At 65.4% G+C, this 12,561-nt stretch carries 13 protein-coding genes; 5 read left to right on the top strand and 8 right to left on the bottom strand.

Features of this window, described 5'->3' with window-relative positions:
* Positions 1-40: 40 nt before the first annotated feature.
* Together LMJ30_RS20070 and LMJ30_RS20065 are read left to right on the top strand one after the other, a co-directional pair.
* A complete protein-coding gene (locus LMJ30_RS20070) occupies positions 41-904 on the top strand; it encodes an HDOD domain-containing protein (RefSeq protein WP_229434336.1) in 864 nt (287 codons plus the stop codon).
* 94 nt (positions 905-998) lie between these two features.
* Positions 999-2,195, top strand: coding sequence for a tetratricopeptide repeat protein (locus LMJ30_RS20065; protein ID WP_229434335.1), 1,197 nt, complete (start codon positions 999-1,001; stop codon positions 2,193-2,195).
* Here the strand turns inward: LMJ30_RS20065 and LMJ30_RS20060 are convergent.
* Complete coding sequence (locus LMJ30_RS20060; RefSeq protein WP_229434334.1) at positions 2,189-2,686, bottom strand: DNA-deoxyinosine glycosylase; 498 nt, start codon at positions 2,684-2,686, stop codon at positions 2,189-2,191. The genes LMJ30_RS20065 and LMJ30_RS20060 overlap by 7 nt on opposite strands.
* Positions 2,687-2,770: 84 nt before the next feature.
* Here LMJ30_RS20060 and LMJ30_RS20055 point away from each other — a divergent pair, with 84 nt between their 5' ends.
* Positions 2,771-3,217: an Mpo1 family 2-hydroxy fatty acid dioxygenase gene (locus LMJ30_RS20055; protein WP_229434333.1), complete on the top strand. Its 447-nt coding sequence runs from the start codon at positions 2,771-2,773 to the stop codon at positions 3,215-3,217.
* A gap of 5 nt (positions 3,218-3,222) precedes the next feature.
* Here LMJ30_RS20055 and LMJ30_RS20050 read toward each other — a convergent pair whose 3' ends face one another.
* The gene (locus LMJ30_RS20050) at positions 3,223-3,363 is read right to left on the bottom strand and encodes a hypothetical protein (protein ID WP_229434332.1); all 141 of its coding nucleotides are present in this window, start codon (positions 3,361-3,363) and stop codon (positions 3,223-3,225) included.
* 156 nt (positions 3,364-3,519) lie between these two features.
* Here LMJ30_RS20050 and LMJ30_RS20045 point away from each other — a divergent pair, with 156 nt between their 5' ends.
* The gene (locus tag LMJ30_RS20045; RefSeq protein WP_229434331.1) at positions 3,520-4,458 is read left to right on the top strand and encodes a DMT family transporter; all 939 of its coding nucleotides are present in this window, start codon (positions 3,520-3,522) and stop codon (positions 4,456-4,458) included.
* Entirely contained in the window at positions 4,455-4,952 is a 498-nt protein-coding gene (locus LMJ30_RS20040; protein WP_229434330.1) for a GNAT family N-acetyltransferase, read from the top strand. The genes LMJ30_RS20045 and LMJ30_RS20040 overlap by 4 nt, the downstream gene beginning before the upstream one ends.
* A gap of 279 nt (positions 4,953-5,231) precedes the next feature.
* Here the strand turns inward: LMJ30_RS20040 and hutI are convergent, their stop codons facing one another.
* Genes hutI through hutU form a run of 6 tightly spaced genes read right to left on the bottom strand, consistent with a single transcriptional unit; the run spans position 5,232 to position 12,496 of the window.
* Positions 5,232-6,470, bottom strand: coding sequence for an imidazolonepropionase (hutI, locus tag LMJ30_RS20035; RefSeq protein WP_229434329.1), 1,239 nt, complete (start codon positions 6,468-6,470; stop codon positions 5,232-5,234).
* A complete protein-coding gene (locus tag LMJ30_RS20030) occupies positions 6,471-7,055 on the bottom strand; it encodes a HutD/Ves family protein (protein WP_229434328.1) in 585 nt (194 codons plus the stop codon).
* The gene (locus LMJ30_RS20025; protein WP_229434327.1) at positions 7,052-8,419 is read right to left on the bottom strand and encodes a formimidoylglutamate deiminase; all 1,368 of its coding nucleotides are present in this window, start codon (positions 8,417-8,419) and stop codon (positions 7,052-7,054) included. The genes LMJ30_RS20030 and LMJ30_RS20025 overlap by 4 nt, the downstream gene beginning before the upstream one ends.
* A complete protein-coding gene (gene hutG, locus LMJ30_RS20020; RefSeq protein ID WP_229434326.1) occupies positions 8,416-9,204 on the bottom strand; it encodes an N-formylglutamate deformylase in 789 nt (262 codons plus the stop codon). Before hutG ends, LMJ30_RS20025 begins: the two co-directional genes overlap by 4 nt.
* A 14-nt stretch (positions 9,205-9,218) precedes the next feature.
* Entirely contained in the window at positions 9,219-10,763 is a 1,545-nt protein-coding gene (hutH, locus tag LMJ30_RS20015; RefSeq protein WP_229434325.1) for a histidine ammonia-lyase, read from the bottom strand.
* A gap of 20 nt (positions 10,764-10,783) precedes the next feature.
* Positions 10,784-12,496, bottom strand: a complete 1,713-nt coding sequence (gene hutU / locus LMJ30_RS20010; protein WP_229434324.1) for a urocanate hydratase — start codon at positions 12,494-12,496, stop codon at positions 10,784-10,786.
* Between the last annotated feature and the right edge of the window lie 65 nt (positions 12,497-12,561).

Raw genomic sequence — 12,561 nt, 5'->3', positions numbered from 1 at the left:
CTTTGAAGCAGGCACCAGCGGCGACTCGCCGCATTACCCCATGAGCAACCTAGCCGATATGGCAACACCGAGCGCGGACCCGGTCGATGCCCTGATCAAGTCAATCCGGATTCCGCCCCGTCCCAGCCTGCTGGCCGACATGCAGCGCGAACTGGCCGCCCAAGATCCGTCGCCGGAGGCCATCGGCCGCATCGTCGCGCGCGACGTCGGCATGTCGGGCGCACTGCTCAAGCTGGCCAATTCCTCGTTCTACGGCGGCAAGCGCAAGGCCAAATCGATCGAACAAGCGATCCTTTTTCTCGGCATCAACCAGGTTGCCTCGCTGATGACCGGGTTGCTCGCGCGCCAGGCCATCGCCACCGACAACGCCGCACTGGCGAACTTCTGGGATCTCTCGGGCCGCCGCGCCCAGGCGATGGTGTACCTGTCGCGCCGCCTGCGCATCGGCGAGGCCGACGTGGCCCACACCTTCGGCCTGTTCTGCGATACCGGCGTGCCGCTGCTGATGGAGCGCTTTTCCGACTACGCCGGCACCTTCGCCGCCGCGGCGCTGGATATGGAGCGCCCTTTCACCGCGTTCGAGGATGAGCGCCACAGCACCAACCACGCCGCCATCGGCTGCCTGCTGGCCCGTAACTGGGGGCTGTCGAGCGACGTTTCGTGGGCCATCCTGCACCACCATGACTACAGCGTGTTCGACGACGGCGCCACCCCAGACGGCGTGCGTTCGCTGGTTGCGCTGTCGCTGCTGGCCGAGTGCGCGATCCAGAAGTACCAGGGCTGCGTCGACTCGGTCGAATGGAACAAGGGCGGCGAGCGCGCGTGTGCATACCTCGGCCTGTCGCTGGACGAAACCGCCGACCTGCTCGACGAACTGCACGAGTCCTTCCACAACGACCACTAGGGCGCTGACGGTCTTTACATTCGCCGCGCACAGGACGATACTTTAGTCATCGATCCGGCGCCACCATGCCGCCGTATCCCGACGGAGACGCGACATGACGATCCTGGCGACACTCACTCCCAAGCTGGCGGCGCTGCTGCTGGCGCCCCTCCTGCTCACCGGCTGCGCCGCGGTGCGCGTGCCGGCTCCGATGCCGGCCAACGAACTATTTTCCGACGCGGCGTTCAAACCGCCGTCCGAGCCGGTGGGCGCGGCCGACCTGTTCACCCTCAGCCCCGCGATGCGCGACTACCTCCGGAGCCCGGCGTTCGCGTCGCTGGTGCGCTCGCAAGGCGCGCAGCACGGCCTGGTGTCGGCGCTGTACCAGAAGGGCGAGTTAAAGCTCGAATACGAGTCGAGCAAAACCCGCACGGCCGCCGAAACCTACGAGGCGGGCGTCGGCAACTGCCTGTCGCTGGTGGTCATGACGGCGGCGTTCGCGCGCGAGCTGGGCGTGCCGATCACCTACCAGAACGTCATGGTTGACCACACCTGGAGCCGCACCGGGAACCTCTACTTCGGCAGCAGCCACGTCAACCTGGTGCTCAGCGAGAACCTGACGGACTTCATGCGCACCTACCAGAAATCGCGCGCCACGCTGACGATCGACTTCCTGCCGCCAAAGGATGCGGAGAGCTACCACACCTATCCGCTGGAAGAGCGCGACATCGTGGCCATGTACATGAACAACCGCGCCGCCGAAGCGCTGGCGCAGGAACGCGTCAACGACGCCTACTGGTGGGCGCGCGAAGCGGTAAAGCAGAACCCGAACTTCATTACCGGCTATAACACGCTGGCCGTGATCTACCGGCGGCGCGGCGAGAACGCGCTGGCCGAACGCGTGTTCCGCGCGGCGCTCGAACGCGAACCGGAGAACACGGTCGTGATGCATAACCTGGCGCCCTTGCTGGCCGCGCTGGGCAAGACCGCGGAAGCCGAGCAGCTCAAGGCGCGCCTGGCGGTCATCGAACCCTACCCGCCGTTCTACTACTTCAACCGCGGCATGACGGCGATGGAGAAAGGCGAGTACGAGACCGCGCGCGGCCTGTTCGCCAAGGAGGTCAAGCGGGCGCCGTTCAATCACGAGTTCCACTTCTGGCTGGGGATCGCGCACTGGCGCCTTGGCGACGGCCGCCGCGCGCATGAGGAGTTGAAGCTGGCGCTCGACACCAGCACTACCGCGACGTCATCCGAGCGCTATTCGGCCAAGCTTAGCCAGTTGAAGGGCGGAGCACGCAAGCGCACCTACTGACCGGACACCAGCCGGCTCCACGACGCCAGCTTGGACTCGAATGACAGCGCTGCATGCGCTGGAGAAGACGACGGCAGCACCAGCGTGCGGTATCCGGCCTGCTCGAACTGCGGCGCGAATTTGCCGGAGGCCTGGCCGTTGAAGCCGACCGTCTCCAGGCGCGGGCAAAGCGTGTGCAGGCGCGCGAAATCGTTGGCCGCCGGTTGGCGGATATTGGCGTCGAGGCTGCCCTCGCGTTCGCACGCGGCCAGCACGTCCCACAAGCCGACGCGGTGGGCCAGCAGGCGCGGCAAGCGCTCACTGTACGGCAGTGCTGCGAGGTCGTCGCCCAGCACGGCGGACAAGAGGCGCCACAGCTGGTTGCGCGGGTGCGCGTAATACTGGCCAGCGGCCAGCGAGGCCGCGCCGGGAAAACTCCCGAGGACGAGAACGCGGGTGTCGGCGGCGATGACCGGCGCGAGTCCGGACAGGGGGGGTGTGGTAGCTGGCATCAGGGCCGCATCATAATACGATTCGGCGCGGCGCGGCCGGTGTAGAATTCCCGGACAACCACACCGACACACGGAGACAGACCGATGCAAAACAGCGGCCAGCGGCAGGACATCCATACCTTGCTGTCGCTTTACAGCGAAAGCCACCGCAATTCCACAAACGAGCTGATCCACATCGTGTGCGTGCCGCTGATCGTGTTTTCGCTGCTGGGCATCATCTGGGCCGTGCATCCGGTCGCCGCCCTCGTCGTGGTCGCGGCGGCGCTGTATTACTATTTCCAGCTGTCGAAACCGTTTGCCGTCGGCATGCTGGCGATGTCGACGGTCATGCTGGTGCCGCTGGCCCTGCTGCCGCCGGCCACCGTGCTGGCGCTGTCGCTTGCGATTTTCGTGCTGGCATGGGTCGGCCAGTTTGTCGGCCACCAGATCGAGGGCAAGAAGCCATCCTTCCTCGACGACCTGCGCTTCCTTCTGATCGGCCCGCTGTTTGTGCTCAGCTTCCTGTACCGCCGCCTGAACGTCGCGTATTAATTCCGTCAACGATGAGCGGGATGCAGCAGCGACAGTGCCGCGCCCGCGTGTTCCCCATCGGACTGGGCGGCCTCCAGCACGATGGCAGTACACAGCGCGACATGCGCGATCAGCACGGCAACTCTCAGGTGCATCGACAGCTTCATCTTTGTCCTTTGCGTTAACCAAACCATCATACGTGGCGCTGGCCGCGCAACCGCGGCCCGCCCTCCTGCGTTTGACGGGCGTCACAGGCGGTTGACCCGCCTGTCGTTTCCAAGTCATATCCAGCAGGAAATTATGATTGACCGTATACTTTCGTGATGTCCTCCCCTCTCCTCTTTGTTATCGCGTCCCTCATCTGGGGCTCGACTTTCTGGGCCATCACCCTGCAGCTGGGCGAAGTCGCGCCGGCGGTGTCGGTTGCCTACCGTTTCGCGCTGGCGTCGGCCGCGCTGTTCGCCTGGTGCCTGGTGCGTGGCGACCGCTTGCGGCTGCCATGGAAAGTCCAGCGCTGGAGCCTGCTGCAAGGATTTTTCACCTTCGGCCTGTCCTATGTCTGCACCTACAACGCCGAGCAGTACGTGATTTCGGCGCTGGTGGCGGTGCTGTTCGCGCTGATGGTCTTCTGGAACCCGATCTGCAGCCGCTTCGCGTTCGGCACGCCGATTTCGTGGCGCACCTGGGCGGCCGGCGCGGTGGCGATGGGCGGCGTGACGATGCTGTTCTACCCGTCGATTTCGTCCTCGTGGAAAGACATTACCGAAGGCGGCAGCGGCAACTTCCTGGTCGGCCTGGTGCTGGCGCTGATGGCGACGATTGCCAGTTCCGTCGGCAACATCATGGTCGTGAAGGTACGCGAGCAGTCGCAGAACCTGTTCCTGACGATGGCCTGGTCGATGTTCTGGGGCGCCGCGATGGTCACCTTGTGGGCGCTGGCCAACGGCGAGTCGTTCACCCTGCCGGCGGCGCCGCGTTACTGGTTCGGCCTGCTGTACCTGTCGATGTTCGGTTCGGTGATCGCGTTTGCCGCCTACTTCACGCTGATCAACCGCATCGGCTCGTCCAAAGCCGTCTACATCGGCGTGATCACGCCGGTGATTTCCGTGCTGCTGTCGATGCAGCTGGAGAACTACCGTCCCGGTCCGCTGGAGTGGTTCGGCATGATATTGTGCCTGTCCAGCGTGGCCTGGGTCATGGCGTCGCCCGCGCCCCAGCCCACCAAATCCATTAACCTGACTACCGTACCTGAGGTTCCATGACCGTTTCGAACGCTTTTTCCATCCGCCCTGCCCAGCCATCCGACGTTGCCCACATCCACGGCATGATCGTCGAACTGGCCGTCTTCGAGAAACTGGAGCACATGGTGGTGGCCACCGAGGCCATGCTGCACGAAGGCCTGTTCGGCGCGCACCCGGCATGCGAGGCCATCATTGGCGAGGAAAATGGCGAGGTGGTCACTTTCGCGCTGTTCTTCCACAACTTTTCGACCTTCCTGACCAAAAAAGGCCTGTACCTGGAAGACCTGTACGTCAAGCAAGCACATCGCGGCAAGGGTTTCGGCAAGCGGATGCTGGTGAAACTGGCGCAACTGGCCGTCGAGCGCAACTGCGGCCGCTTCGAATGGTCGGTGCTGGACTGGAACGAACCCGCGATCAACTTCTACAAGGCAATGGGCGCCGAGATCCTTCCGGACTGGCGCGTCTGCCGCGTCACCGGCCCGGCGTTGACCCAGCTGGCTGCGCCAAGCGCTTAACGGACAGCAACATCGCCCTCTCCCCTCGCCTTCGGGGTCAGACCACGGGTCTGTCCCCTCGGACGAGCCCCGAAGTTGGGACGCCGAAGTTGGGCAAAGGGAAAGAAAAAACCCACGGGCGGTGAAGCGCCGTGGGTTAACCCAACTGTTAGGATGGGGAGGGGAGACGTTGAATCGAACACTTTCACTATAGATGCGAATACTTGTCGATTCATGATTCCTTACAATTGCTTACCGCTTCTAAAGATGGGAAGCAATCGATAACGAATATTTACGTATCTACACTTTTACGTGTTGATCGTAGTCAAACATTGCCCTCCGGCTCAATTCCCCTCCCTTGACCACTGCTTTGCATGGATTGAAGCCAATTCCATACGACAGGTCCGCCGGCCGGGCGATCTGCCATAGCGCAAAGTCGGCGCGCTTGCCAATTTCCAGTGTTCCAATTTCATGTTGCAGCCCCAGCGCCCGCGCTGCGTTGATCGTGCATCCGGCCAGCGCTTCCTGCGGCGTCAGGCGCCACAGCGTGCAGGCCATGTTCATCGCCAGCAGGATCGAGGTCATCGGCGACGTGCCGGGATTGCAGTCGGTCGCCACCGCCATCGGCACGCCCGCCGCGCGCAGCGCAGCTACCGGCGGCGGCGTGGTATCGCGCAGGAAGTAGTAGGCGCCGGGCAGCAGCACAGCGACCGTGCCTGCCGCCGCCATCGCATCGATGCCGGCCTGCGTCAGGTGTTCCAGGTGGTCGGCCGACAGCCCGCCAAAACGCGCCACCAGTTCGGCGCCGTTCTGGTCCGATAGCTGTTCGGCGTGCAGCTTGACTGGCAGGCCGAGTTTTTTCGCGGCGTTGAACACGCGCTCGGTCTGGGCGTTGGAGAAGCCGATCCGCTCGCAGAAGGCGTCGACGGCGTCGGCCAGCCCTTCGGCCGCCAGCGCGGGCAGCATGCGCTCGCAGATTTCATCGATGTAGTCGTCGGCACGCCCGGCAAACTCCGGCGGCAGCGCGTGCGCGCCAAGGAAGGTGGTCGATACGCGTACCGGCAGCACGTCAGCGATCCGGCGCGCCACGCGCAGCATCTTGGCTTCGGACTCGGTCGACAGGCCGTAGCCCGACTTGACCTCGATGGTGGTCACCCCTTCGGCCAGCAGGCTGGCGACGCGCGGCAGGCTTTGGCGCAGCAGCTCTTGTTCCGATGCCTCGCGCGTTGCCCGCACCGTCGACATGATGCCGCCACCAGCGCGGGCGATGTCTTCGTAGGTCGCGCCGTTCAGGCGCGCCTCGAATTCGCCGCTGCGGTTGCCCGCGTGGACGATGTGCGTATGGCAGTCGACCAGGCCCGGGGTCAGCCAGCAGCCGCCGCCGTCATGTTCAACGCGCGCGCCACGCGGCGCATCGGCCTGCCGGCCGAGCCATGCGATGCGGCCGTCCTTGACAGCTACCGCGCCGTCACGGATTTCGCCGTAGCCGTCCACCATCGTCGCCAGGTGGACGTTGGTAACCAATACATCAAGATCCATTTACGCACCGTCCAGGAAGATATCGACCACCAGCACCGCGGCCTCCGTCGTTTCGAGCTTCCATACGGTGTCGGTATCGAAGATCACGGCGTCAAAGCGCACCATGCCGATGCGTTCAGTGTCGCTGCACACCGACAGGCTTTCGCCTTCCGCCAGGAACAGGATGGTGATGTCGCCGCGCGGCGCAAACTCGGAAATGCCTTCGAGGCTGCGGCGGCCAAGCCGATGGTGGCAGCGCGCCCGCCGCGTCATCACATTGAAGTCGGTAGTCGGTTCGCCCAGCATCGACGCGCTCACCCGCGCCTCGCCCGGGAACTCCACGACCGGCGACTCCTCGGTCAGCAGAAAGCGCGAGTCGCCGTCGATATCGAGGTTGACGCCCGGCCCGTCGACCAGCGCCAGCGTCCGGTCTATGCCGCGGAAAATGGAAAACGGCCCGTCGTGCGCGATGGTCGCCAGGCTGATGCGCCAGTCGAACTCATCGAATGCGGCGCCGGGCGGATACACCGCAATTTCGGTGGTGCTGCCGCCGCCGTTCTTCCACGGCGCCGGTTCAAGGCTTGCGTACGGAATCAGGACTGTCATGATCGTAGCCTTCGCAGTTCGGTAAGCACTCGTTTGTAGCGTTGCGTAATCGCCGCCTGGCCGATATGCGCGCCATCCTTCACCACCCAGCGGCCGCCAACCAGCACGTCTCTTACCAGGTTGTCGTTACCGCAGAAGACGAAGCTGCCCAGCACATCGGATGCCTCGGCGCCGTCCAGGTTCGGATGCTCGCTGTCGAGCACCAGCAGGTCGGCGCGCAGGCCCGCTGACAGCGATCCTACCTTGCGTCCCGCGGCAAGCGCGCCACCTTGAAGTGCGCCTTGCCACAGGAAGTCGCCGACCTTGCGCTGCGTGCCCGACGCGGCCACGTTGCGGCGCTGGTGCAGCAGCCGCTGGCCGTACTCGAGCCAGCGCAGTTCTTCGACGGCGCTTTGCGAAATATGGCTGTCGCTGCCGATGCCAAAGCGGCCTCCCGCCTTGATGAAGGGCTCGAGCGGGAACAGGCCGTCGCCGAGGTTGGCCTCTGTCGTCGGGCATAAACCAGCCACCGCGCCGCTGGCGGCAAGCGCCGCGACCTCGCCATCGTCAAGGTGCGTGGCGTGCACCAGGCACCAGCGCGCATCGATGTCGATGTTGTCCATCAGGTAGCGCACAGGGCGTGCCCCCGTCTGCGCCACGCTTTGCTGCACCTCGGCCTGCTGCTCCGCGATATGGATGTGCACCGGGCGCTCGCCTGGCAGGCTGGCGAGCACCTCGCGCACCTGCCCGATGGACGCGGCGCGCAGCGAGTGCGGCGCAACGCCAACCTCGGTCTGCGCATCGCGCAGCGGTTCAAGCGCGTCGATGATGTGCAGGATATCGGCTGCATCGGTGCGGAAGCGGTTTTGTTCAGGCTTGAGCGGCTGTTCGCCGAAGCCGGAATAGCTGTACAGCACAGGCAGCATCGTGATGCCGATGCCTGCCGTTTTCGCGGCGGCCACGACACGCTCGGCGGTCTCCGCGGGCCGCGCGTACATCGCTCCCTGCTGGTCGCGCTGCACGTAATGGAACTCGCACACCGAGGTATAACCATGGCGCAGGCATTCCGAAAACAGCTGGGCGGCGATGGCTTCGATGTGCTCCGGGGTGATGTTGCGGGCGAACCGGTACATCAGGTCGCGCCAGGTCCAGAAGCTGTCCGGGCCCTCGCCCGCCGTTTCGGTCAGCCCGCCGAGCGCGCGCTGGAAGGCGTGCGAGTGCAGGTTGACCATGCCGGGCATGACCAGGTCCGCGGCAGCCACGCCTGCGGGAGGCGCGGCATCGGGCGTCACCGCCAGCAGGTCGCCGTCGGCGTTCCATTCGATGTGGACGTCGCGCCGCCAGCCTTCCGGCAGCAGCGCATGGCGGGCGAACAGGGCGTTCATGTCCGCACCCAGTTGACCGCCGCTTCCATCATCTGCTGAAGCAGGCCCTGGATGTCGCGGGCGCGCTCCGGCCGGTAGGCGAACGGCGGCGCCTCGTCCATGTACAGGCACTGCGCCATCTCGAGCTGGATCGCATGCACGTTGTTGTCCGGCTTGCCGAAGTGGCGTGTGATGTAGCCTCCCTTGAAGCGGCCGTTGACCGCCACCGAGAATCGGTCCTGCGCCTGCGCGGCGCCGACCACGGCCTGCTCCAGTCCCGGCGCGCAGGAGGCGCCGCTGGCGGTACCGAAGTTCAGGTCCGGCAGGCGGCCTTCGAAGAAGCGCGGCACCACGGATGCAATCGAGTGCGCGTCCCACAGCACCACCTTGCCGTGGATTGCCAGCAGGCGGTTAAGCTCGGCGCGGACCTGCGAATGATACGGGTGCCAGTAGTGCTTGAGGCGGACCCGCACCTCGTCTTCATCAGGCTCCTGGCCCGGCTTGTACAGCGGCGCGCTGCTGAAGGTATCGACCGGGCACAGGCCGGTGGTGTCCATGCCGGGATACAGGTTGGTGTCCTCGGGCGGGCGGTTCAGGTCGATCACGTAGCGCGACCAGCGCGCCGCAATGGTCGACGCGCCCATCTGCTCCAGGAAATCGTACAGCTGCACCAGGTGCCAGTCGGTGTCGGGCTTCAGCAATGCCTCGGGCGACAGGCGAGCCGCGATATCGTCCGGGATGTCGGTGCCGACGTGCGGCATCGACACCAGGAACGGAAGCGTGCCTGCCTTGAACTGGAAATCCATGCCTGGCTCCTGAATCAGTTATACAGCGATGCGAACAGCTCCTTGCAGGACGCGCTCAGTTCACCTTTGATGACCATCTGCTTGGCCGCTTCGATGTCCGGCGCGAAGAAGCGGTCGGTGTCGAAGAACGGCACCTTCTGGCGCAGCTGGCCATGCACGTGTTCGAGGTGCGCGGACGAGGCCAGCGGGCGATGGAAGTCGACGCCCTGCGCCGCCGCCAGCAGTTCGATGCCGACGATGACCGCCGTATTGTGCGCCATATCGTCAAGGCGGCGCGCAGCGAAGGTGGCCATGCTGACGTGGTCTTCCTGGTTGGCCGACGTCGGCAGGCTGTCGACGCTGGCCGGATGCGCCAGCGACTTGTTCTCGGACGCCAGCGCGGCGGCGGTGACGTGGGCGATCATGAAGCCGGAGTTGACGCCAGGGTCGCGCACCAGGAACGGCGGCAGGCCGGACAAGGTGGCGTCGATCAGCAGCGCGATGCGGCGCTCCGACAGTGCGCCGATTTCGGCGATGGCCAGCGCCAGCGTGTCGGCGGCGAAGGCCACCGGCTCGGCGTGGAAGTTACCGCCCGAGATGATCTCGCCGGTCTCCGGGAAGATCAGCGGGTTGTCGGTGACCGCGTTGGCTTCGATCAGCAGGGTGCGCGCGACGTTCTTGATGAGGTCCATGACCGCGCCCATGACTTGCGGCTGGCAGCGCAGGCTGTACGGGTCCTGCACGCGCTCGTCGCCAACCAGGTGCGAGGCGCGGATGGCGCTGCCCGACACCAGCTGGCGGTACATGCCCGCGGTGGCGATCTGGCCAGGCTGGCCACGCACTTCGTGCACGCGCGCGTCGAACGGCGAGTCGCTGCCCTTGGCCGCGTCCAGCGACAGCGCGCCGGTCACGATGCCCGCTTCCAGCAGGCGTTCGGCCATGAACAGGCCGTGCAGCGCCAGCGCGGTCGAGGTCTGGGTGCCGTTGATCAGCGCCAGGCCCTCTTTTGCGGCCAGCACGACAGGCTCGATGCCCGCCGCCTTCAGTGCGTCAGCCGCGTCGACCAGCTTGCCGTCCACGCGTACCTGGCCCACGCCCATGATCGCTAGCGTCATGTGCGCCAGCGGCGCGAGGTCGCCCGATGCGCCAACCGAACCCTTGGCAGGAATCGCCGGCGTGATGCCTGCGTTGTAGATCGCGATCAGCGTGTCGATGATCACCGGGCGCACGCCGGAGAAGCCGCGCGCCAGGCTGCCGATTTTCATCAGCACGATCAGGCGCGCTACCGCGTCCGACAGCAGTTCGCCGGTGCCGACGGAGTGCGACAGGATCAGGTTGCGCTGCAGTTCTTCGAGCTTGGCGTCAGGGATGCGGGTCTTTGCCAGCAGGCCGAAACCGGTGTTGATGCCGTAGGCTGCATCGCCCTTTGCGACGATGGCTTCGACCGCCGCGGCCGACTTGCGGATCACCGGATACGCTTCAGCGGCCAGGGTCAGTTTGGTTTGCGACGCCCACACGGAGCGCAGGTCGGCCAGCGTCATTGCGCCAGGGGTCAGGGTCCAGCCAATGTTTGGATGCATATTCATTGTCTCGTTATTCTTTACTTGATCATCGGGAGATTGAGGCCGTTGCGCTTGGCGCAGTCGATCGCGGTCTCGTAGCCGGCATCGGCATGGCGCATGACGCCGGAACCGCTGTCGTTGACCAGCACGCGCGCAAGGCGCTTGGCTGCAGCATCGGTGCCATCAGCCACGATAACCACGCCCGAATGCTGCGAGTAGCCCATGCCCACGCCGCCGCCGTGGTGCAGCGACACCCAGGTGGCGCCGCCAGCGGTGTTGAGCATTGCGTTCAGCAGCGGCCAGTCGGATACCGCGTCGGTGCCGTCGCGCATGCTCTCGGTTTCGCGGTTCGGGCTGGCGACCGAGCCGGTGTCGAGGTGGTCGCGGCCGATCACGATCGGGGCCTTCAGTTCGCCGGTGCGCACCATCTCGTTGAATGCCAGGCCTGCGATGTGGCGTTCGCCCAGTCCCAGCCAGCAGATACGCGCCGGCAGGCCCTGGAAGGCGATGCGCTCGCGCGCCATGTCGAGCCAGCGGTGCACCTGCGCGTGGTGCGGGAACAGCTCCTTGATCTTGGCGTCGGTCTTGTAGATGTCTTCCGGGTCGCCCGAAAGGGCCACCCAGCGGAACGGGCCGCGCCCTTCGCAGAACTGTGGGCGGATGTAGGCCGGCACAAAGCCCGGGAACGCGAAGGCATCCTTGACGCCTTCGTCCAGCGCGACCTGGCGGATGTTGTTGCCGTAGTCGACGGCCTTGACGCCCATCGCGTGGAAGTCGAGGATCGCCTGCACGTGCACGGCGCACGATGCGGCAGCTTCGGCCTTCAGGCGAGCGTGCTGCGACGGGTCTTTTTGGGCTGCCTTCCACTGCTCCACGGTCCAGCCGCGCGGCAGGTAGCCGTTGATCAGGTCATGCGCCGAGGTCTGGTCGGTGACCAGGTCCGGCACAATGCCGCCGGCTTTGGCGCGCTTGACCAGTTCCGGCAACACGTCGGCGGCGTTGCCGAGCAGCGCGATCGACACCGCTTCGCGCTTTTCGGTGTGGTGTTTGATCAGCGCGATGGCGTCGTCGATGTCCCTGGCCTGCTTGTCGACGTAGCGGGTGCGCAGGCGGAAGTCGATGCTGCTTTGCTGGCACTCGATGTTGAGCGAAACGGCGCCGGCGAAGGTCGCGGCCAGCGGCTGCGCGCCGCCCATGCCGCCCAGGCCCGCCGTCAGGATCCACTTGCCGCCCCAGTCGCCGCCAAAGTGCTGGCGCCCTGCTTCGGCGAAGGTTTCGTAGGTGCCCTGCACGATGCCCTGGGTGCCAATGTAGATCCAGCTGCCCGCGGTCATCTGGCCGTACATGAACAGGCCCTTGCGATCGAGTTCGTTGAAGTGTTCCCAGTTGGCCCACTTTGGCACCAGGTTCGAGTTCGCCAGCAGCACGCGCGGCGCGTTCTCGTGGGTCTGGAATACGCCGACCGGTTTGCCGGACTGGATCAGCAGGGTCTGGTCGTCTTCGAGCTCGCGCAGGGAGGCGAGGATCTGGTCGTAGCAGGCCCAGTTGCGGGCTGCGCGGCCGATGCCGCCGTACACCACCAGGTGCTTCGGATTCTCGGCCACCTCGGCGTCGAGGTTATTCTGGATCATGCGGTAGGCGGCTTCGGTAAGCCAGCTTTTGCAGGAGAGTTCAGTGCCGCGCGGGGCGCGGATCTCGCGGCTGCCGTCGTAACGCGGATCGTCGTCCAGGTGGTTCGAATCGTGGCTCATGGCGCTATTCCTTGAAGGTTAAAGGGGCGCGCCTGCACCGGCGCGCCATCATGCATCCTCAAAGT

This window comes from Massilia agrisoli (genome assembly GCF_020831365.1).
GTDB lineage: Bacteria > Pseudomonadota > Gammaproteobacteria > Burkholderiales > Burkholderiaceae_D > Telluria_A > Telluria_A agrisoli.
The sequence above is the reverse complement of the archived record's forward strand: the minus strand, read 5'-3'. Positions and strand labels throughout refer to the sequence as shown.